The organism is Pseudomonas sp. B1-22 (genome assembly GCF_050474425.1).
In the GTDB taxonomy this organism is placed as follows: domain Bacteria; phylum Pseudomonadota; class Gammaproteobacteria; order Pseudomonadales; family Pseudomonadaceae; genus Pseudomonas.
In genome coordinates, this window is sequence record NZ_JBCHVH010000001.1 from 1,079,079 (window position 1) to 1,100,227 (window position 21,149).

18 protein-coding genes are annotated in these 21,149 nt (G+C 65.7%); 11 read left to right on the forward strand and 7 right to left on the reverse strand.

The features are described 5' to 3' along the window. The first annotated feature begins 105 nt into the window (after positions 1-105). Both ACQ5BL_RS05025 and ACQ5BL_RS05030 read left to right on the forward strand, forming a co-directional pair. Positions 106-2,055 carry a DUF1302 domain-containing protein gene (locus ACQ5BL_RS05025; RefSeq protein ID WP_243434464.1) on the forward strand — a complete coding sequence of 650 codons (1,950 nt, stop codon included), beginning with the start codon at positions 106-108 and terminating at the stop codon, positions 2,053-2,055. 13 nt (positions 2,056-2,068) lie between these two features. After that, complete coding sequence (locus tag ACQ5BL_RS05030; protein ID WP_207883082.1) at positions 2,069-3,439, forward strand: DUF1329 domain-containing protein; 1,371 nt, start codon at positions 2,069-2,071, stop codon at positions 3,437-3,439. A gap of 188 nt (positions 3,440-3,627) precedes the next feature. On the opposite strand, the gene queD is transcribed toward ACQ5BL_RS05030, so the two are convergent. Together queD and norR are read right to left on the reverse strand one after the other, a co-directional pair. After that, positions 3,628-3,984, reverse strand: a complete 357-nt coding sequence (queD, locus tag ACQ5BL_RS05035; RefSeq protein ID WP_017516521.1) for a 6-carboxytetrahydropterin synthase QueD — start codon at positions 3,982-3,984, stop codon at positions 3,628-3,630. A gap of 107 nt (positions 3,985-4,091) precedes the next feature. After that, a complete protein-coding gene (gene norR, locus ACQ5BL_RS05040; RefSeq protein WP_207883084.1) occupies positions 4,092-5,648 on the reverse strand; it encodes a nitric oxide reductase transcriptional regulator NorR in 1,557 nt (518 codons plus the stop codon). A 170-nt stretch (positions 5,649-5,818) separates the two neighbouring features. Between norR and hmpA the strand changes: the two genes are divergently transcribed. From hmpA to ACQ5BL_RS05055, 3 genes are read left to right on the forward strand one after another with little or no spacing between them, the layout of a single operon-like run. After that, positions 5,819-7,000, forward strand: a complete 1,182-nt coding sequence (gene hmpA, locus ACQ5BL_RS05045) for an NO-inducible flavohemoprotein (protein WP_207883085.1) — start codon at positions 5,819-5,821, stop codon at positions 6,998-7,000. Positions 7,001-7,051: 51 nt separating this feature from the next. Continuing rightward, positions 7,052-7,309 carry a transmembrane sensor/regulator PpyR gene (locus ACQ5BL_RS05050; protein WP_207883087.1) on the forward strand — a complete coding sequence of 86 codons (258 nt, stop codon included), beginning with the start codon at positions 7,052-7,054 and terminating at the stop codon, positions 7,307-7,309. Then, positions 7,296-8,486: an NnrS family protein gene (locus tag ACQ5BL_RS05055; protein ID WP_207883089.1), complete on the forward strand. Its 1,191-nt coding sequence runs from the start codon at positions 7,296-7,298 to the stop codon at positions 8,484-8,486. The genes ACQ5BL_RS05050 and ACQ5BL_RS05055 overlap by 14 nt, the downstream gene beginning before the upstream one ends. An 87-nt stretch (positions 8,487-8,573) precedes the next feature. On the opposite strand, the gene ACQ5BL_RS05060 is transcribed toward ACQ5BL_RS05055, so the two are convergent. Then, a complete protein-coding gene (locus ACQ5BL_RS05060) occupies positions 8,574-8,939 on the reverse strand; it encodes a DUF5329 domain-containing protein (protein WP_243804834.1) in 366 nt (121 codons plus the stop codon). Positions 8,940-8,973: 34 nt separating this feature from the next. Further along, on the reverse strand, positions 8,974-10,056 hold the full coding sequence (locus ACQ5BL_RS05065; protein WP_243804833.1) for a patatin-like phospholipase family protein: 1,083 nt from the start codon (positions 10,054-10,056) through the stop codon (positions 8,974-8,976). 151 nt (positions 10,057-10,207) lie between these two features. Here ACQ5BL_RS05065 and ACQ5BL_RS05070 point away from each other — a divergent pair, with 151 nt between their 5' ends. The 4 genes from ACQ5BL_RS05070 to ACQ5BL_RS05085 are packed head-to-tail and all read left to right on the forward strand — an operon-like array spanning position 10,208 to position 12,826. Then, a complete protein-coding gene (locus ACQ5BL_RS05070; RefSeq protein ID WP_207883096.1) occupies positions 10,208-10,516 on the forward strand; it encodes a PepSY domain-containing protein in 309 nt (102 codons plus the stop codon). Then, entirely contained in the window at positions 10,516-10,830 is a 315-nt protein-coding gene (locus ACQ5BL_RS05075; RefSeq protein ID WP_243804832.1) for a PepSY domain-containing protein, read from the forward strand. Before ACQ5BL_RS05070 ends, ACQ5BL_RS05075 begins: the two co-directional genes overlap by 1 nt. Beyond that, on the forward strand, positions 10,830-11,510 hold the full coding sequence (locus tag ACQ5BL_RS05080) for a response regulator transcription factor (protein WP_207883100.1): 681 nt from the start codon (positions 10,830-10,832) through the stop codon (positions 11,508-11,510). The genes ACQ5BL_RS05075 and ACQ5BL_RS05080 overlap by 1 nt, the downstream gene beginning before the upstream one ends. Continuing rightward, positions 11,507-12,826: an ATP-binding protein gene (locus tag ACQ5BL_RS05085; RefSeq protein WP_243804831.1), complete on the forward strand. Its 1,320-nt coding sequence runs from the start codon at positions 11,507-11,509 to the stop codon at positions 12,824-12,826. The genes ACQ5BL_RS05080 and ACQ5BL_RS05085 overlap by 4 nt, the downstream gene beginning before the upstream one ends. A 307-nt stretch (positions 12,827-13,133) precedes the next feature. Here the strand turns inward: ACQ5BL_RS05085 and ACQ5BL_RS05090 are convergent, their stop codons facing one another. After that, positions 13,134-15,278, reverse strand: coding sequence for a methyl-accepting chemotaxis protein (locus ACQ5BL_RS05090; RefSeq protein ID WP_243804830.1), 2,145 nt, complete (start codon positions 15,276-15,278; stop codon positions 13,134-13,136). A 301-nt stretch (positions 15,279-15,579) separates the two neighbouring features. On the opposite strand from ACQ5BL_RS05090, the gene ACQ5BL_RS05095 reads away from it, so the two are divergent. Continuing rightward, a complete protein-coding gene (locus tag ACQ5BL_RS05095; RefSeq protein WP_430292852.1) occupies positions 15,580-16,899 on the forward strand; it encodes a Na+/H+ antiporter family protein in 1,320 nt (439 codons plus the stop codon). 84 nt (positions 16,900-16,983) lie between these two features. Then, positions 16,984-18,051 (forward strand): AI-2E family transporter, encoded by a 1,068-nt coding sequence (locus ACQ5BL_RS05100; protein ID WP_243804828.1) that lies wholly within the window; start codon positions 16,984-16,986, stop codon positions 18,049-18,051. Between the two features lie 90 nt (positions 18,052-18,141). Here ACQ5BL_RS05100 and nuoN read toward each other — a convergent pair whose 3' ends face one another. Together nuoN and nuoM are read right to left on the reverse strand one after the other, a co-directional pair. Then, positions 18,142-19,602 carry an NADH-quinone oxidoreductase subunit NuoN gene (nuoN, locus tag ACQ5BL_RS05105; RefSeq protein ID WP_207883110.1) on the reverse strand — a complete coding sequence of 487 codons (1,461 nt, stop codon included), beginning with the start codon at positions 19,600-19,602 and terminating at the stop codon, positions 18,142-18,144. A gap of 7 nt (positions 19,603-19,609) precedes the next feature. After that, positions 19,610-21,139 (reverse strand): NADH-quinone oxidoreductase subunit M, encoded by a 1,530-nt coding sequence (gene nuoM, locus ACQ5BL_RS05110; RefSeq protein ID WP_207883112.1) that lies wholly within the window; start codon positions 21,137-21,139, stop codon positions 19,610-19,612. Positions 21,140-21,149: the final 10 nt, after the last annotated feature.

A 21,149-nucleotide genomic window follows, 5' to 3' on the forward strand; every position in this document is an offset into this window, starting at 1 on the left:
GCCGGGCGATCAGCAGCCGAGAGACGAATAAAAACAGCACCGGTCGCAACGACCGGGCAATAAATCTTGGCGGTCAAGGAGGTAATGCTGTCTATGAACAGTCGGATGGGGGGACGTTCGTCCATTTTCTGGGCGCCCCGGCGTGCAGGCGCGCTGATGGGACTCTTGCCGCTGCTGGTCGCAGGCTCGGCTCAGGCGCTGGAGTTCAAGCTGGCGGACAACGAGGTCACCGGTTCCCTGGACAGCACCCTGTCCTATGGCGCGATGTGGCGCGTGCAGGGGCGCGACAAGAGCAACATCTCGGACATCAACGCCGACGACGGCAACCGCAACTTCGATACCGGGTTGGTCTCCCAGGTGTTCAAGCTCACTTCGGACCTCTCGGCCAAGTATCAGAACTACGGCCTGTTCATGCGTGGCACCGCGTACTACGACACGCAGATCATGGACAAGCGCAACGACTACTACGACACCACCGATGGCGTGGTGCGGCCCAGCCAGTCGTATCCCCAGGACGATCACTTCACCGAAGACACGCGGCACATCGCCGGGCGCAAGGCCGAGTTGCTGGATGCCTACCTCTCCGGCAGCTGGGATGTCGCCGATCACCCGCTCACCGGCCGCGTCGGCCGCCAGGTGCTGAACTGGGGGGAGGGCGTGTTCTACCGGGGCGGGGTGAATACCATCAACCCGGTGGATGCCGCGCGCTTCCACCTGCCGGGCTCGGAACTCAAGGAAGTGCTGGTGCCGACCGAGGCGCTGAGTCTCAACTTCGGCCTGACCGAGGACCTGTCCATGGAGACCTTCTACCAGTGGAAGTGGAAGGAAACCCGTCTGGACTCGGTGGGCACCTACTTCTCCGACACCGACCTGTTCAGCGACGGCGGCAATACCGCCTATACCACCGAGGACAACCCTCAGATCAAGGAGCTGCTGGCCGGCTACCCGACCGTGGCTTCCCTCGGCCTGCTGGGCAACGGCCCGCACGGCCCGAACGCCTTCCTCGACCCGAACACCGGTACCTTCAAGGTCGCCAACGTCGGCAAGGATATCGATGCCCGTGACGACGGCCAGTTCGGCGTGGCCTTCCGCTATATCGCCGAGGAACTGAACTCCACCGAGTTCGGCTTCTACTTCGTCAACTACCACTCCAAGGAGCCGCAGATCGCCGTCGACCTGCGCGACTACCAGGGCGTAGACGTGGCGGCGCTGAACTCGCTGCTCGGGCCGCTGGGGCTGGGCGAGGCGGTGCCGGGGCTGTCGACCCTAGACATGGCCAGCAATGCTGAAGCCCGTCGCGACTATGTGGAAGACATCCGCATGTATGGCTTCAGCTTCAATACCACTCTGGGCGATGCCTCGGTGTCCGGCGAGATTGCCTACCGGCCGAACATGCCGATCAGCATCTCCGCCACCGATGACCTGCTCGGCGACCTGTTGACCCAGGGTGTGCTCGGCAAGACCAACCTGTACGACGACAGCGTCCCGGCCAGCCAGGCCTGTGCACCGGTGGCCGGCAAACAGCTGTGCCGGGGCGAGCTGTTCGAGAACTACGAGCGCGCCGAGACCTACAACATCTCGCTGTCGACCATCTACAACTTCGGCCCGCACCTGTCCTTCGACTCCATGACCGGCGTCGCCGAGGTGGCCTCCGAGCACATCCGTGGTAGCAGCCTGAAATACACCGCCTGGGACGGCAGCGAGCGCAAGTTCGTCGGCGCCCAGGACAAGGCGTACGTCGGCGGCGCCGACGACGACGTGCAGATCGATCGCGACAGCTACGGCTACACCCTGCTGCTCACCGGCAGCTGGAACGATGTCTACGCTGGGGTGAAGCTCGCGCCCTACGTCGTCTACCAGGAGGACTTCAGCGGCAACTCCGACCGTACCGGCAACTTCATCGAGGGGCGCAAGGCCTACACCCTGGGTATCGACGCCAGCTACCTGAACACCTTCGAGGTCGGCACCCAGTACACCAGCTACTACGGCGCCGGCTCCAGCAACTCCATGCGCGACCGGGACAACGTCTCGGTCACCGCGAAATACTCGTTCTGATCCGGAGAGAACCATGTACAAGAAGAGTTCCCTGATCGTCCTTGCGACCCTGGCGGCACTGGCCGTGACCGACGCCCGCGCGGCGGTTTCGGCTGACCAGGCGGCCAAACTCAAGAGCAGCCTGACCCCGATGGGTGCGGAGAAGGCCGGCAACGCCGCCGGCACCATCCCGGCCTGGACGGGAGGACTGACTTCGGCACCGGCCGGCTACAAGGGGCCGGGCGCGCACCATGTCGATCCCTTCGCCGGGGAGAAGCCGCAGTTCGTCATTACCAAGGCCAACCTCGACCAGTACAAGGCCAACCTGACGGCGGGGCAGATCGCGCTGTTCAATGCCTACCCGGACAGCTTCCAGATGCCGGTCTACGCCACCCACCGTACGGGCTCCGCGCCGCAGTGGGTCTACGACAACATCTTCAGGAACGCCACCAGCGCCAAGCTGGTGGAGGGCGGCAACGGTTTCTCCGACGCATACGGCGGCGTACCTTTCCCCATCCCGCAGAACGGCGTGGAGGCGGTGTGGAACCACATCGCCCGCTACCGCGGCACCTATATCGTGCGGCGCTCGTCCCAGGCCGGTGTGCAGCGCAACGGCGCCTACTCGCTGGTGACCAGCCAGGACGAGGCGCTGTTCCGCTTCTACGATCCCAAGGGCAGCTACGACAAGCTCGGCAACACGCTGTTCTACTACATGACCTTCACCACCGCGCCGGCGCGCCTGGCCGGCAACGGCGCGCTGGTGCAGGAGACCCTCGACCAGGTCAAGGAGCCGCGCCAGGCCTGGGGCTACAACCCTGGCCAGCGCCGCGTGCGCCGTGCTCCGACCCTGGCCTACGACACCCCCATCGAAGACTCCGATGGCCTGCGCACTGCCGACGACACCGACATGTACAACGGCGCGCCGGACCGCTACGACTGGACGCTGGTGGGCAAGAAGGAAATCTACATTCCCTACAACAACTACCAGGTCACCAGCCCCGAGGTTAAGTACAAGGACCTGCTCACCCCCGGCCACGTCAATCCCAAGTACACCCGCTACGAGCTGCACCGCGTCTGGGTGGTGGACGGCAAGCTGAAGCCCGGCGCGCGGCATATCTACTCGCGCCGCACCCTGTACCTCGACGAGGACAGCTGGGGCGCCGCCGTGGTGGACCAGTACGACGGCCGTGGCGAGCTGTGGCGCGTATCCCAGGCCTACCTGAAGAGCTTCTACGAGCAGCCGATGGTGTGGACGGCGCTGGACACCTTCCACGACCTCCAGGCCCATCGCTACAGCATCCAGTGGCTGGACAACGAAGAGCCCGGCACCGCCGACTTCAGCCAGGCGGCGCCGGACGATTCCAACTTCAGCCCCTCGGCATTGCGCCGCAAGGCCTCGCGCTGAGAGCGGAAACGACAAAGGCCCCGAAAGGGGCCTTTGGCTTTTTGCCGGGTGACTTTGCGTCTCGCACGGAACGCGCTTGCTTTTCGTAGGAGCGAGCTTGCTCGCGAATCTGTTTAGCACCTGACCCTGTCGGTGGAGTGCCTTCGCGAGCAAGCTCGCTCCTACGCATTCGGCGTCGTGCCAGCAGTTCAGTCCCCGCGATACTCGCAACCGCTGGTGCAGGTCTCGTGCACGCGTACCTTGGACAGCTCCGGCAGCAGCGGCTTGAGCTGTTGCCAGATCCAGCGGCAGAGGTTTTCGCTGGTGGGGTTTTCCAGCCCCGGAATGTCGTTCAGGTAGTTGTGGTCGAGCTGGTCGTAGATCGGCTTGAAGATCTGCTTGATCTCGGCGAAGTCGCGAATCCAGCCGGTATGCGGATCGACTTCACCCTCGATGTAGATGGCGGCCCGGAAGGAGTGGCCGTGCAGGCGACCGCACTGGTGCCCGGCGGGAACGTGGGGCAAGCGGTGGGCGGATTCGAAGGTGAATTCCTTGAACAGTTCCAAAATTGCGTGCTCTATGACGATCGCCGGCCCGGAGACGGGCCGGCCGGAAAATGGGCACTTAGTCTACCACCAACCCATGACCCAGGCCGGACGTTCCGGCCAATGGCTCAGCGGATCGCCAGGCGCTTCGCCAGGCGGTTGAGGTTGGCCCGGTCCAGCCCCAGCTCGCGGGCGACCGCCGCCCAGTTGCCGTCGTGGCGTTCCAGGCTCTGATGGATCATGCGGCGCTGGAAGGCATCGACCGCCGGGCGCAGTTCGCCTTCTACGTCTGCTTCAGCGCGCGCCTCCGTATGGGGAGCTGCAGTGGGCGCGGGCGGTTTCTGCTGCTCCAGCCCGAGATCGTCCAGCCCCAGGCTGAGGATGCGCGAACGCTGCGGATGGTTCGCCAGCGCCTTGAGCGAGGCGCGGCCGATCAGATGTTCCAGCTCGCGCACATTGCCCGGCCAGCCGTAGTCGAGCAGGGCGGCCTGGGCCTCGCGGGTCAGGCGCAGGCTGCGCAGGCCCAGTCGCGGGCGGTTCTCTTCGAGGAAGTAACCGGCCAGTAGCAGGACGTCATTGCCGCGCTCGCGCAAGGGCGGTACCCGCAGCGGGTAGACGCTCAGACGGTGATAGAGGTCGGCGCGGAAGCGGCCGGCGCGCACTTCTTCGGCCAGGTCGCGGTTGGTCGCGGCGATCAGGCGCACGTCGACATGGTGTTCACGGTCCGAGCCCACCCGTTGCAGCTGCCCGCTCTGCAGTACGCGCAACAGCTTGGCCTGGATCGCCAGTGGCAGCTCGCCGACCTCGTCGAGGAACAGGGTGCCGCCGTCAGCCAGCTCGAACTTGCCCCGCCGTTCGCCCACCGCGCCGGAAAAGGCGCCGCGCACATGGCCGAACAGCTCGCTCTCCACCAGGGTTTCCGGCAGCGCCGCGCAGTTCAGGCTGACCAGCGGTTGCTCGCGGCGCAGGGAGTTGGCGTGGATCGACTGCGCCACCAGCTCCTTGCCCACGCCGGTCTCGCCGGTGATCAGCACGCCCAGGTCGCTGCTGGCCACCACCTGGATTTCGCTCATCAGCGCCTGGTGCGCCTTGCTCTGGCCGATCAGTTCCCGCGGCTGGTCGCCGGAGGCGCGCTGGTAGGCATCGGCGCGCTGCTGCTGGTGTTCGGCACGCAGGGCGAGGTCGAGCATGCGCTGGCTGGCCTTCACCGTGGCGGCGGCGAGGCTGGCGAAGGCTTCCAGGTTGTCCAGGTCAGCGACGGAGAAACGCTCCGGGTCGAGGGCGTCGAGGGTCAGCAGCCCCCAGGGCTGCTCGTCGAGGAACAGAGGGCAACCCAGGCAGTCGTGCACTTCCAGGTGGCCATGCAGGCCCTCCACCAGGCCATCGTACGGGTCCGGCAGGCCGCAGTCGGCGGCGAAACGGGTCGGGCCGGGGTGTTCGAGGAGTGCGCGCAGGCGTGGGTGCTCGCTGATCCTGAAACGGCGGCCGAGGGTGTCGGGGCTGAGTCCGTCGACGGCCAGCGGCACCAACTGGTCGCCTTCCAGGCGCAGCAGGGCGGTGGCGTCGCACGGCAGCAGTTGGCGCAGCGCCTCCAGCAGGCGCCGATAGCGTTCGCTGTCGGGCAGCTCGCGGGAGAGATCGGCGACCAGCGGGAGCAGGGTGGCCAGCAAGGGGTTGCGGGTCATTTTGACTTCTCTGTAGTCACTTTGACTCATAAATGTTCTGGTCATTATGACCCATTAATTTCCAAAGGTCCCGAAAATACTGGGCTGCAGGGTTGGCACGTTTTCTGAAATGCATCTGACAGAAAGCACAGGCAGACCACTCTCTAACTGGCCAACCCGAGGAGATACCGATGCTGTCCACCGAACACCGTACCCTGGTCAAGGCCACCGTCCCGCTGCTGGAGACCGGCGGCGAGGCGCTGACCCAGCACTTCTACAAGATGATGCTGAGCGAATACCCGGAAGTACGTCCGCTGTTCAACCAGGCGCACCAGGCGTCCGGCGACCAGCCCCGCGCTCTGGCCAACGGTGTCCTGATGTACGCCCGCCACATCGACGAACTGGAGCAGCTCGGCCCGCTGGTGGCGAAGATCGTCAACAAGCATGCCGCCCTGCAGATCCTGCCGGAGCACTACCCGATCGTCGGCAGCTGCCTGCTGCGGGCGATCCGCGAAGTCCTCGGCGAGGAAATCGCCACCCAGGCGGTGATCGATGCCTGGGCCGCGGCCTACGGCCAACTGGCCGACATCCTGATCGGCGCCGAGGAATCGGTGTACCAGCAGAACGCCGAGCAGCCCGGCGGCTGGCGTGGTGCGCGGCGCTTCCGCATTGCCCGCAAGGATGTCGAGAGCGAAGAGATCACCTCCTTCTACTTCCAGCCAGTGGACGGTGGCGCGCTGCTGGACTTCCAGCCCGGCCAGTACATTGGCTTGCGCCTGGAGCTGGATGGCGAGGAGCTGCGTCGCACCTATTCGCTCTCCGATGCGCCCAACGGCCGCGAGTACCGCATCAGCGTCAAGCGTGAGGCGGAAGGCAAGGTATCCAACCATCTGCACGACGAGATGAAGGTGGGCGACGAGATCGACCTGTTCCCGCCGGCCGGCGACTTCTTCCTGCGCGACGGCCAGAAGCCGCTGGCGCTGATCACCGCCGGCGTGGGCATTACCCCGGCCCTGGCGATGCTCAAGCAGGCCCTGGACGCTGGACGCGAGGTGCACTTCATCCACTGCGCCCGTCATGGCGGCGTGCATGCCTTCCGCGACTGGATCGAAGCGCAGTCCGAGGCCCATCCGCACCTGCTGCATTACTTCTGCTACAGCGAACCGCGCGAGCAGGACGAGGCACATGCCGAGGGCTTTCTCAGTCGCGACCTGCTGGGCCAGTGGCTGCCGGCCAACCGCGACCTGGACGCCTATTTCCTCGGGCCCAAGCCCTTCATGGCCCAGGTGAAGCGCCATCTGCGCGAGCTCGGCGTGCCCGAGCAACAGACTCACTACGAGTTCTTCGGCCCGGCCAGCGTGCTGGAGGCCTGAAGCTGAAATACCCGGCCCGCTCGCGGGCCGGTCCAATCGAGGAGGTGTGTGATGGACGGTCTTTTCGCTTGCCCCAGACGGAACCTGGTGATGTCGTCGAGTCTGCTCGGCAGTGGGGTCGCGCTGTTTCTGGTGGGCATTACCGGAGCCTACGTCGTCGACGCCGGCCTGTCGCTGCCGGCGATAGTCGCGTCCCACGCGCTCACCATCCTCGGTCCTACATCGCTGAAGCTGGGTTATGTGCTGCGGCTCATTGCCCAGCATCAGATGCGCAAGGAAGGTTGGGAGGCATGCTGTGTTGCTGGTTGATCGCAAAGCTCTGTTGACCATCGCGCCGTTGTGGCGCCTGGGCTTCCGCCCATTCTTCCTCGGCGGCGCACTGTTCGCGCTGATCGGCATCGCCGCCTGGGCGGCGGTGCTGCTCGGCCTGTTGCCGGCCTGGGAACCGCTGGGCGGCTGGCTGGCCTGGCACCGTCATGAAATGCTCTTCGGCTTCGCCAGCGCCATCATTGCCGGCTTCCTGTTGACCGCCGTGCAGACCTGGACCGGCCGGCCCGGCGTCAGCGGGCGTCCGCTGATGATCCTGTCCTGCCTCTGGCTGGCGGCACGTCTCGCCTGGCTCGGCGGTGCGCCGCCGTGGCTGGTTACCCCGCTGGAACTGGCCTTCCTGCCGGCGCTGGCGTTCTTCGTCGGACGCAGCCTGTGGCAGGTGAAGCAGGTGCGCAACTACCCGGTGATTGCGGTGCTGACGCTGCTCACCCTGGCCGACGCGCAGGTGATGCTGGGCCTCTGGAGCGGCAACGAGAACTGGCAGCGCGGTGGGGTACTGGCCGCGCTCTGGCTGGTGGCGGCCCTGATGGGGTTGATCGGCGGGCGGGTCATTCCCTTCTTCACCCAGCGTGGCCTGGGGCGCACCACGCAGGTGCCGGCCTGGCCGTGGCTGGACAATGTGCTGCTGGCGGGCACGATGCTGGTGGCCGTGCTGACGGCGACTGGCTTTGGTCTCGCGCCGCAGCCGTTGGTGGGAGCGCTGTTCGCGGTACTTGCGCTGGGCCACCTGATCCGCCTGTGGCGCTGGCGCGACAAGGGCATCTGGGGCCTACCGCTGCTGTGGTCGCTGCACCTGGCCTATCTGTGGATGCTGCTGGCCCCGGCGGGGATGGCGGCGTGGAATTTCGGCGTGCCGGTCTCCGTCAGCCTGCCGCTTCACGCGTTGACGGTCGGTGGAGTGGGTGGCCTGATCCTGGCGATGATCGCCCGTGTCAGCCTCGGCCACACGGGCCGCCCCTTGCAGCCGCCGAAGGCCATGGCCTGGGCGTTCGCGCTACTGAACTTGGGTGTGCTGTGCCGGGTGCTGCTGGTGGTCTGGCTGCCGATGCAGGGCCTGAGCCTGGCGGCCGCCTGCTGGGTGGCAGCCTTCCTGCTGTTCGCCTGGCATTACGGGCCGATGTTCTGGCAGCCGCGGGTGGATGGGCAGCCGGGGTGAGTTGCCCCCGTAGGAGCGGACTCCGTCCGCGATGCTTCTGCTCTAGGTAGGGCGAATAACGCGCAGCGTTATCCGCCGTGATGGAGTTCACTGCCCCTGACGCAGGCGCTTGAGCTCGGTGTTCAACCAGGTAGAGGTGTCCTGCGTACCGCCTGGGCAACTGACCTGGTAGGGCTTGCCGCTCATGCTGCTCTTGCTGGCGGCGCGCTCGATGAAGTCTTCGGCGCTGCTCACCAGGTCCTTGTTCTCCAGGTAGTCGAGCTTCTTCTGCAGATGCGCGCGGGCCTCGTTGCCCGGGTACTCGCTGCCGTTGCGGATGAAGCGGCAATCACTGTGCTCGACAAAGTCCAGCAATTGGGTGATTTCCCGTTGCGCCTTGGCATTGAGGGCTGCGTGCGCGCCCGTGCAGGCCAGCAGGAACGCGGCGAAAAGGAGTGAAGCTGGACGGCGCATGGTGAGTCCCTGTCGAGTCGGTGAGTCGCGTCGATTATGTCAGCGGCTGCAGACGTTCTCCCAACCGGCCGCTGTCTACCAGTTCAAGGAACTCGTCGCCCATCCGCCGGCTTTCGTCCATCGCCTTGTGCCAGTAGCGCTCGCGACCGGCGTCGTCGCCCAGGTAGCGGTGGAAGTCCTTGCGGTCCGGCAGCTTGTTGTGCGGCAGCCGCGCCAGGTATTCCCTAGATGGCGCGAGCAGCAGCACGTCCTGCAGACGGCCGGCGTCGCCACGCCGCCAGGGCAGGCCCTTGTCGAACCAGCCGGGGATCACCTTGTCGGTGAAGTGCGGATAGAGCACCACGCCTTCGGGCAGGTAGGGCAGGTCGAGGTGATAGTCGAGCAGGCCGCCGTCGCGGTAGGTGCCGGGGCCGGCGCCGGGAATGTCGCGCACGCCTTCCATCACCATCGGGATGGAGCCGGAGGCGAGCAGCGCGTGGCGCAGGTTGACCAGGTCCAGGTGCAGGTAGCGCGAGGGGAAGTCCGACAGCGGTTCCAGCGGTGGTGCGCGACGCGCGTCATGGATGATCAGCCGCTCGAAGTGCCGGTGCAGATGGCGGCGGCCCACCAGGTTGTCGCGAATCACCGCGCCCAGCCCCAGGCCGAGGTTGGCCTTGCCGTCCTGGGAGAGGCGGCCGTGGCTCTTCACCACCACGACGTTGAGGCGGTACCAGGGGTTGTCCAGCACGCTGGCGTCGCGGCCGTCGAGCAGGTCGTCGAGCATCTTCGCGCAGCTGTTCGAGACATCGGTGATGCTCGCATTGCGGGCGAATCGCTGCTGGGTATAGAGCTCGCCAAGGCGACGGATACCCTCGGCGGGGTCAGGCAGGCAGGCGCTGGCGAAGCGCCAGGAGCCGATGGAGGCGCCAATCAGCGAGCGCTCGCGCGGTGCCCGTGGCAGCCATTCGCCGAACAGCGCCAGGTCCAGGCCCTGGATTCCCAGCGCCTTCGGGCCGCCGGCGGCGCCCGGGAGGATGCCGACGTCGGCGGGGGCCAGGCCCTGCTCGCGGATGCGCTTGAGGGCGCGGCTGCCGGCCTTGAGGGTGAGGGAGGGGGATTTGATCTGGATGGCGGTCATGCGGGCCTCGCGGGTGCAGGCCAGCGATTATAGAGCCTGTGTACAAGAAGCAAGGATACTTCAGCGGGTGAATGACGCTTGCCGATTCAGCTTGAATTAAGTCCTTCACCTTAGTCTGAGGACGATGTCATTTCAGACAAGGTATTTGCCCATGAAACCGCTGATCCTCCTGACTGCCGCCACCGCGCTGCTGCTCGGGGCCGCCGCGGCGATGGCCCACGACATCGGCCCGGACGAAGCGCTGCGCTTGCGCGATGCCGGCACCATCCGCGACTTCGAAGCGCTCAACCAGGCCGCGCTGGGCAAGCATCCGGGCGGATCGGTGTACGATAGCGAGCTTGAACTGGAACATGGCCGCTACCTCTACAAGGTCGATATCAAGGACGCCCAGGGCGTGAAATGGGATGTCGAACTCGATGCGGTGAGTGGCGCAATCATCAAGGATCGCCAGGACGACTGATGAAGATCGATTTGCCGCGCAGGGCCCTTCTGGCCATCGCGCTCGCCCTGTCGGCCGCTGCCGCGCAGGCCCATGACCTGAGCCAGGACGAGGCCCTGCGGTTGAGTCGTGAAGGGGTGATCCGCCCGTTCGAGGAAATCCTGCCTATCGCCCAGGCCCGCTACCCGGGTTCGAAACTGCTGGAGGCGGAGCTGGAGAAGGAACACGACGCCTACATTTATGAGGTGGAGTTGCTCACCGTCGATGGCGTGGTGCGCGAACTGGAACTGGATGCCCGCGACGGCCGCATCCTCAAGGATAAGGAAGACGACTGATGCGCCTGTTGCTGGTGGAAGACCACGTCCCCCTGGCCGATGAGTTGCTGGCGACCCTGGCGCGACAGGGCTATGCCGTCGACTGGCTGGCCGACGGCCGCGACGCGGCCGTGCAGGGTGCCAGCGAGCCCTATGACCTGATCATCCTCGACCTCGGCCTGCCGGGCCGCCCTGGCCTGGACGTGCTGCGCGAATGGCGCGGACTGGGGCTGGTAACGCCGGTGTTGATCCTCACCGCGCGCGGTTCCTGGGCGGAGCGTATCGACGGCCTGAAGGCCGGCGCCGACGATTACCTCACCAAACCCTTCCATCCCGAAGAATTGCTGTTGCGCATCCAGGCGCTGCTGCGCCGCGCCCGTGGCCTGGCCAACCAGAGCCAGCTGGAAGTGGCGGGGTTGACCTTGGATGAGGCGCGGCAATGCGTGCAGCAGGATGGCAAGGATGTCGATCTGACCTCCGCCGAGTTCCGCCTGCTGCGCTATTTCATGCTGCATCCCGGCCAGTTGCTGTCGAAGTCGCACCTCGCCGAACACCTCTACGACGGGGAGACCGAACGCGACTCCAACGTCATCGAGGTGCACATCAACCACCTGCGTCGCAAGCTCGGCCGCGAGATCATCGAGACCCGCCGGGGCCAGGGTTACCGCTATACCGGGACTGCCGGTGGAGCCGCCCGTTGATGTCGATCCAGCGCCGGCTCGGCCTCGGGCTCGGCGTGGTGCTGGTGGTGGTCGGCCTGGTACTGGCGCAGACCGGACTCTGGCTGTTCGACCAGGGCCTGCGTCGCTACCTGGCCGAGGGCCTGCAGGACGAAGCGGAAAGCCTGCTGGTGGGCATCATGCGCGGGCCGGCCGGCCTGCAACTGGATGACCAGCGGGTGGACGCCGTCTACGAGCGCCTGTTCTCCGGGCGCTATTTCGTCATTCGCTTCGATGACGTCACCTGGCGTTCCCGTTCGCTGTGGGACCGTGAGCTGGCATTGCCCGAACACAAGGGCCTGGTCCGGGATCTGGAAAAAGGCCCGGAGGGGCAGCGCCTGCTGGTCTATCGCGGCGACTACAAGCGCTATGGCAAGCAGCTGAGGATTGTCGTGGCGCAGGATTACACGCCGGTCCTCAAGCGCTTCAAACGTCTGCGCAACGTTGGCCTGGGCGCAGGTGCGGCGGCCTTGCTGTTGATCCTGGTCTTCCAGGGTTTCACCGTCCGCCGCGCACTGCGTCCGCTGGAGCGCGTGCGTCAGCAGATCGCGCAGTTGCAGGAAGGGCAGCGCAGCCAGCTTGACCGTCAGGTGCCGCAGGAACTGGAGCCGCTGGTGGAGCAGGTCAACCACCTGCTGCAGCACACCGAGGACACTCTGCGCCGCTCGCGCAATGCACTGGGCAACCTTGGCCATGCGCTGAAAACGCCCCTGGCCGTGCTGATCAGCCTTGCCGACCGCGATGAGGTGCGCGAGCACCCGGAGTTGCGTCGCGTGCTGCAGGAACAACTGGAGCAGATCGACCAGCGCCTGGCTCGCGAGCTGGGGCGTGCCCGCTTGGTGGGGGAAGCGCTGCCCGGCGCGCATTTCGACTGCGATGCGGAGCTGCCCAGCCTGTGCGAGATGCTGCGGCTGATCCATGGCGAACACCTGAATATCGAGTGGCAGGCTACGCCGGGCCTGCGGCTGCCGTTCGACCGTGAGGACCTGCTGGAGATGCTCGGCAACCTGCTGGACAACGCCTGCAAGTGGGCGGATGCCCGGGTTCGGCTGGCGGTGGAGAAGGGCGCCGAGACCTATCGGCTGAGCGTGGACGATGACGGCCCCGGGATCGCCGAGGACCAGCGCGCAAGTGTACTGGAGCGCGGCACGCGACTGGACGAGCAGGTCGCGGGGCATGGCCTGGGACTGGGTATCGCGCGGGATATCGCGGCGGCTTGTGGCGGCGGTTTGAAGCTGGAATCGAGCGCGCTGGGTGGGTTACGCGTGGTGGTCGAATTGCCGCGTCGCACGACCTGAGGTGTTGCTTTCGTAGGAGCGGACTCCGTCCGCGATTGACGCCGTGCCGTGCCGTGCCTGACGCCGGCCTTGCCGGCGGATCGCGGACAGAGTCCGCTCCTACGGGATAGATCGCCGGTCGGGCTGGCCCTCACCCTAACCCTCTCCCAGAGGGAGAGGGGACCGTTCGGCGTGCACGGAAGGATCGGCGTTAGCCGGCAAACAATGGCGCAGGAAGAGCGGCAACCTCACCAACTGCTGCGGACTGCCCCCTCTCCCTCGGGAGAGGGCTGGGGTGAGGGGAAAGCCCGAGCACCGAAAATCAGGGTCAGACGCGGAACTGATCCATCAACCCCTGCTGATGGTTGGCCAGCTTGTTCAGCGACTGGCTCACCTGCGCCGACTCCTGCGCCTGGCTGGACAGCGATTCGGTCACGTCACGAATCCCCGCCACATTGCGGTTGATCTCCTCGGCCACCGCGCTCTGCTCCTCGGCCGCGCTGGCGATCTGCAGGTTCATGTCGGTGATCACGCTGACCGCGTCACCGATGCGCTTGAGCGCGGCCACGGCCTGCTCGACCTGGCTCACGCTGTCCTGCGCCTGGCGATGGCTGTTGTTCATCGCGCCGACCACATCGCGGGTGCCGTTCTGCAGGCCCTCGATGACCTGGCGGATTTCCTCCACCGAATCCTGGGTGCGCCGCGCGAGGTTGCGCACCTCGTCGGCAACCACCGCGAAGCCACGCCCGGCCTCGCCGGCACGGGCCGCTTCGATGGCCGCGTTGAGCGCCAGCAGGTTGGTCTGCTCGGCGATGCCGCGGATCACTTCCAGCACCGAGCCGATTTGCTCGCTGCTCGCTGCGAGGCCTTCCACCTGGCTCATGGCGCTGCTCATGTCGCTGGCCAGTTCGTCGATCAGGCGGGTGGTGTTGTCGATCACGTTGAGACCGTCACGGGTCGCGCCGTCGGCACCCCGGGCGGCTTCGGCGGCCATGGCCGCGCTGTTGGCAACGTCGTGGGCGGTGGCGCTCATTTCCTGGGAGGCGGTGGCGACCTGGTCGACTTCACGGAACTGCTGCTGCATGCCCGCGCTGGTCTGGCTGGCGATTTCCGAGGACTGGTCGGCGGTGGCACGGGCGTCCTGCACCGAGGATTTCACGTCGCGGATGATCGGCTGCAGTTTGTCGAGGAAGCGGTTGAACCAGCCGGCCAGCTCGCCCAGCTCGTCCTTGCCCGAGTAATCCAGGCGCCGGGTAAGGTCGCCCTCGCCGCTGGCGATGTTGCGCAGCATGGCGGCGACGCCCAGGATCGGCCGGGTCACTCCACGGGCGGTGAGCCACATGGCGAACAGGCCGATCAGCACTGCGACCAGGCCGAAGCCAAGCTGGGAGAGGGTGCCCTGGGTGCGCTGCTCGTCGAGCTGCTCCTGCAGGGCGAGGGCCGGGCCGAGCAGTGTCTGTTGCGGCACTTCGAGGAGGACGGCCCAGGGCTTGGAGCCGGGGATCGGTTGCAGCGGCTCGATGACCTGCAACTGGTCATCCTGACGCAGTACCTGTTCGTGGTTGCCGGCAATGGACTGCATCAGCTGCGCGCCTTGCTGCGGATAGACCTCCTGCAGCTTCTTGCCCAGCAGCTTGGCGTCTGCACTGTGTCCGGCGAGCAGGCCGGCGGCGCTGACGATGCTGACCTTGCTCTGGCCGTCATACAGTTCCTGGCTGCCCTGGCGGCTGATCTCCTGGAGCTTTTCCAGGCTGATGTCCAGGCCCATCACGCCGACGATCTTGCCCTCCAGTTCCAGCGGGAAGGCGATGCTGGTCATCAGCATCTTGCGGTCGCCGACCTGATCGAAATACGGGTCGAGTACACAGGGTTGGCCGGTGGTCTTGGGGCAGGTGAACCAGGCGTTGTAGGGTGCGCCGCTCGGGCCGGGGCTGGTGTCGGCGAGGGTGGCTTCGTTGGTCGCTTCGGATTCGAGCTTGCCCGGCGTCGCCTGCGACCAGTACAGCGAAAAGCGCCCGGCATCGTTGCTGCCGATCTCGGCCTGGCCGGCGAACAGCTGGTCCTTGCCGTCCAGGGCGTTGGGTTCGAAGGCCACGTAGAGCCCCAGCAGTTCGGGGTTGCCTTCCAGGGCGGTCTTCACCTGGCGGGTGAGGTCCTCGCGCAGGTCGTAGGCATCGAGGAAGCGCTTCTGCGCCTGGTCGCGGAGGAACATCACCTGCCGCGAGAAGCCCTTGCCGTACTGGTAGGCGTCCATGATGTAGCGCTGTATGCGCATCGCCTGGACTTCACCGCGCGAGCGCAGGCGCGCCTGGGCGGCTTCGTCGAGCATGCGCGTGCTGGATTCCTTGACCAGCGCGGTGCTGTGCTGGGTGCGGAACACGGAGAGGCCGGACAACAGCGACACCACGCCCAGCAGGCAGAGGCCGGCGAGCAGCGTGATCTTCCATTGGATGGAAAGGCGGCGGAGAAGCATGGTCATGTCCTTGAGCAGGAAAACTCGGGGCTGCCGGGTTATCGGCCTTTTCCGCCCCTTCTTGATCGGTGGCAGGAGGAATCGCCAAAAAACAGGCGATTCTGGTGTGCCCGTTCCACAGGCAGCGTTTTCTCAGCAAAAAGTGTGCTCGCCAAGGCGAAAGTCCTGTCGAAATTGCGCCGTCTGTTATCCGAAAGGCTTTGATTCAACAGGCTTTTTGACAGGCCGGGAGGGGTTCGGCAGAGTACGCGCCTTTTGCCTGCCGCAAGACCTGCGGGCCCGGTTGTGAAGGAGAGATGAGATGAATGCGGTGCTGATCGCCGTTGGCTTGATGCTGGTGCTGAGCCTGTGTCGCGTGCATGTGGTGGTGGCGCTGATCGCCGGTGCCGTGACGGGCGGGCTGCTCGGCGGCCTGGGCATGGAGGGCACGCTCAAGGCGTTCAATGCCGGCCTGGGCGGCGGCGCGACGGTGGCGCTGTCCTACGCGATGCTGGGTGCCTTTGCCGTGGCCATCGCGCGCTCCGGCATGGCTCATGCGCTGGCCGACCGTGCACTGGCGATGCTTGGGCGGCACCAGGACGAAGCGCCGGCCGGCTTCAAGTGGCTGCTGATCGGGCTTCTGCTGCTGGTGGCGATCTCTTCGCAGAACCTGTTGCCGATCCACATTGCCTTCATCCCGCTGCTGGTGCCGCCGCTGCTCTATGTACTGACCCGGCTGCAAATCGACCGCCGGCTGATCGCCTGCGTGATCACCTTCGGCCTGATCACGCCCTACATGTTCCTGCCGGTAGGCTTCGGCAACATCTTCCTCAATGAAATCCTGCTGGCCAACGTCGCGCGCAGTGGCGTGGATGTCAACGGTGTGGACGTCAGCCGGGCCATGCTGATCCCGGCGCTGGGCATGGTCTGCGGCCTGCTGATCGCGGTGCTGTTCAGCTACCGGCGCAAGCGCAGCTATGACCTGGAGCGCATCGAGCAGGCCGAGCGGGTGAGTACGCCCTACAGCCCGATGAGCCTGGCGGTGGCAGGGGTGGCGGTGGTGGCAGCATTCGTCGTGCAACTGTGGCTGGACTCCATGATCCTCGGCGCGCTGGTGGGCTTCCTGGTGTTCTCCCTGTCTGGCGTGGTGCGCTGGAAGGAGGCCGACGACCTGTTCACCGAAGGCATGAAGATGATGGCGATGATCGGCTTCATCATGATCGCCGCCGCCGGTTTCGCCGAGGTGATGAAGGCGACCGGGCAGGTTGCCACCCTGGTCGAAGCGGCGGCCGCCTGGATCGGCCACAGCAAGGCCTGGGGCGCATTCCTCATGTTGCTGGTGGGGTTGCTGGTGACCATGGGCATCGGCTCGTCCTTCTCCACCGTGCCGATCATCGCGGCCATCTTCGTCCCGCTGGCGGTGCAACTGGGCTTCGGCCCGCTGGCCATCGTCAGTATCGTCGGCACCGCCGGCGCGCTGGGGGATGCGGGTTCGCCGGCGTCGGACTCCACCCTGGGTCCGACCTCGGGTCTCAACGTGGACGGCCAGCACAACCACATCTGGGATACCGTAGTGCCGACCTTCCTGCACTACAACCTGCCGCTGCTGGCCTTCGGCTGGGCGGCGGCGATGGTGCTGTAAGGCGGCATTCGCACCGCAAAAGTTGCACTCGGCAGGCCGACTGCTGACTAATGGGCAGGTTTCCCCCTTCTTCCGGACCTGCTCATGTTCGAATCGAAACTGGAATACCGGACGTTCCTGCTCCTCCTGGCGGTGGTCACCATCGCCTTTGCCTGGTTGCTGTTGCCGTTCTACGGCGCGGTGTTCTGGGGCACCATCCTGGCGATCATCTTCGCTCCGCTGCAGCGCCGCCTGCGCGTGCGCCTGAACGGTCGGAACAACCTGGCGGCACTGATCTCGCTGACGATCTGCCTGCTGATCGTGATCCTGCCGATGATCTTCATTGCCGGAGCGCTGGTGCAGGAGGGGACGACGGTCTACCAGCAGCTCAAGTCGGGCGATCTCAATTTCGCCGCGTACTTCAAGGCAGTGATGGATGCGTTGCCGCGCTGGGCCTACCACTGGCTGGAGCGTTTCGACCTGACCGATCTCTCCGGCCTGCAGGAGAAACTGTCCAGGGGCGCCATGCAGGTCAGCCAACTGGTGGCGACCAAGGCTTTCAGCATCGGTCAGAACACCTTCGACTTCGTCATCAGCTTCGGCATCATGCTCTACCTGCTGTTCTTCCTCCTGCGCGACGGCCCGGCCCTGGGGCGTCGCATCAAGCAGGCGGTGCCGCTGAGCGTCGATCACAAGCAGCACCTGTTCACCAAGTTCACCACGGTGATCCGCGCCACGGTGAAGGGCAACATCGCCGTGGCCGCGACCCAGGGCGCGCTGGGCGGGCTGATCTTCTGGTTCCTCGGCATCCAGGGCTCGCTGCTCTGGGGCACCCTGATGGCGTTTCTCTCGCTGCTGCCGGCCATCGGCGCGGGGCTGATCTGGGTGCCGGTGGCTGCTTACTTCCTGCTCACCGGGGCCATCTGGCAGGGCGTGGTACTGACTTTGTTCTGCGTACTGGTGATCGGCCTGGTGGACAACATCCTGCGCCCGATCCTGGTCGGCAAGGACACCAAGATGCCGGACTACGTGGTGTTGATTTCCACCCTTGGCGGCATGTCGCTGTTCGGGCTGAACGGCTTCGTCATCGGCCCGCTGATCGCCGCTTTGTTCATCGCCTCGTGGGATCTGTTCACCGGGCGTGAAGGCGAAACGCACACGCCAGCGGGGTAGGGCTGAGCACGAAAAGCCGTGAAGTCTTACGGCAGGAATCCAGCTCAATAAAAAACCCCGCCGAAGCGGGGTTTTTCATGCCTGTCGATCTCAGCCGGCGATGGCCAGACCCGTGTGCTGCAGGATGTCCAGCAGCGGCTGCGGGTACACGCCGAGGAAGAAGGCGAGCAGGGCGATGGCCACCAGCATCATGCCGCCAGCGCGCTGGGCCCAGTCCAGGGGCGCGTCGTGGCGCTTCATGTTCGGCTCGACCAGGAACATGGTCACCATGACGCGCAGGTAGTAGAACAGGCCGATGGCGCTGCCCAGTACCAGGGCGCCGACCAGCCACCACAGGTGGGCTTCGACGCCGGTGGCGACCACGTAGAACTTGCCGATGAAGCCGGCGGTCAGCGGGATGCCGGCCAGGGACAGCATCATCACGGTCATCACCGCGGTCAGCACCGGACGGCGCCAGAACAGGCCGCGGTACTCGAACAGCGCGTCGGCGTCGCGGCCGCTGTACGGAGTGGACATCAGGGTGACCACGCCGAAGGCGCCGAGGGTGGTGACGACATAGGTGGTCAGGTAGACGCCGACGGTTTCCACGGCCAGGCCCTTGCTCGCCACCAGCGCGATCAGCAGGTAGCCGAAGTGGGCGATGGAGGAGTAGCCGAGCAGACGCTTGATGTTGCTCTGGGTCAGCGCCAGCAGGTTGCCGATCAGGATCGAGGCGATGGCGATGACCGCGATGGCGTCATGCAGCAGACCGTTGTTCAGGGCCGCCGGAGCGATCTGGAACAGGCGCAGCAAAACGGCGAACACGGCGACCTTGCTGGCGGTGGCGAGGAACGCGGCCACCGGGGCCGGGGCGCCTTCGTAGACGTCCGGGGTCCACAGGTGGAAGGGTGCCAGCGACAGCTTGAAGCCCAGGCCGACGACCATCATGCCGACGCCGATGGACAGCAGCGGACCATGACTGGTGCCTTCGGCCAGGGACGCGCCGATGGCGGAGAAGCCCAGGCTGCCGGATTCGGCGTAGAGCAGGGCCATGCCGAACAGCAGGAAGGCCGAACCGGCGGCGGACAGCACGGTGTACTTGATGCCCGCTTCCAGGGTGCGCTTGTTGAAGAAGGCGTAGGCCACCATGCCGTAGACCGGCACCGACAGCAGTTCCAGGCCGATGAACAGGCCGGCCAGGTTCTGCGCGCTGACCAGCACCAGGCCGCCGGCGGTGGCCAGCAGCAGGAGCAGGTAGAGCTCTTCGCGGTTGCCCGGGTAGCTCTCCATGTAGGCATGGGCGAGCGTAGTGCAGGCCAGGGCGCCGATCAGGATCAGGGCCATGTAGAAGCAGGCGAAGTTGTCCACCAGCATCAGCGGGGTGACTTCGATCGGGGTGACTTTCAGCACCGGGAAGATCGACAGCAACGCCAGGTTCAGACCGATTACCGAGAGGGTGGCGGTCAACGAGTGGTTACGCTTCCAGGCTACCGCGAGCATCACCACCACCAGGGTGGCGCTGGTGATGAGCAGTGGCAGGAGCGCGATGAAGTGTTGGATCGTGAAGGTCATGTCGCGCTTACCGTGCTGCCAGGGTGGAGAGGGCGGAGCCCAGCCATTGCTGGACGCCGTGCATGGTTGCCGCGGAGGTGTCGAGGACCGGCTGCGGGTAGACACCGAGCAGGACCAGCAGTACCGCCAGGCCGAGCACCATGAGCAGTTCGCGGGCGTTCAGGCCGGCGATGGCGGTGTCGGACTTGGACGGGCCGAAGTACGCGCGGTGAATCATGATCAGCGAGTAGACCGAGCCGAACACCAGGCCGAAGGTGGCGATCACGGTGATCACCGGAACGACCTTGAAGCTGCCCAGCAGGATCAGGAATTCGCCGACGAAGTTACCGGTGCCCGGCAGACCCAGCGAGGCGGTGGCGAAGAACAGCGCCACGGCCGGCAGGTACGGAATGCGCGACCACAGGCCACCCATCTTGCGCATGTCACGGGTGTGCAGGCGCTCGTACAGCTGGCCGCACAGGATGAAGAGCGCGGCGGCGGAGAGGCCGTGGGCGATCATCTGGATCACCACGCCCTGCAGCGCCTGCGGGCTGCCGGAGTAGATGCCGATGATGACGAAGCCCATGTGCGACACGGAGGAGTAGGCGACCAGGCGCTTGATGTCGGTCTGGGCGAACGACAGGAAGGCGCCGTAGAAGATGCCGATCAGACCGAGGGTCATGGCAACCGGAGCGAACTCGGCGGAAGCGTTGGGGAACAGCGGCAGGCCGAAGCGGATCAGGCCGTAGGCGGCGGTCTTCAGCAGAATGCCCGCCAGGTCGACGGAACCGGCGGTCGGCGCCTGGGCGTGGGCGTCCGGCAGCCAGGAGTGCACCGGTACCACCGGCATCTTCACCGCGAAGGCGACGAAGAAGCCGAGCATCAGCAGCCACTCGGTGTGCGGCGGCATCTGGGTCTTCAGCAGGTCGGCGTAGTTGAAGGTCAGTACGCCGGTGCTGTTGTAGTGCACGAACACCAGGCCCAGGATCGCCACCAGCATCACCAGGCCGCTGGCCTGGGTGAAGATGAAGAACTTGGTGGCGGCGTAGATGCGGGTCTTCTTGCCGTCGTCCGAGCTATGACCCCAGAGCGCGATGAGGAAGTACATCGGCACCAGCATCATTTCCCAGAAGAAGAAGAACAGGAACAGGTCGACGGCGAGGAACACGCCGATCACGCCGCCCAGGATCCACAGCAGGTTCAGGTGGAAGAAGCCGATGCGGCGCTGGATCTCGTTCCAGGAGCAGAGCACGGAGAGCACGCCGAGCAGACCGGTCAGGGCGACCATCAGCAGGGACAGGCCGTCCATCGCCAGGTGCACGCTGATACCGAAGCGCTCGATCCAGGCCAGCTTGAACTCGAGGGTCCATTGCGGCTCGCCGCCCGGCGCGGGCGCCAGCTGGAAGTCACCGGTGTGCCACACCCACAGGCTGAGGGCGAGGGTCAGGGTCATCGACCCCAGCGCGACCCAGCGGGGCAGGGTCTTGCTGGTGTACTCGGCGATCCAGCAAAGGAAGCCGCCGATGAAGGGGATCAGGATTAGCCAGGGCAGAATCATGTCGGGCTCA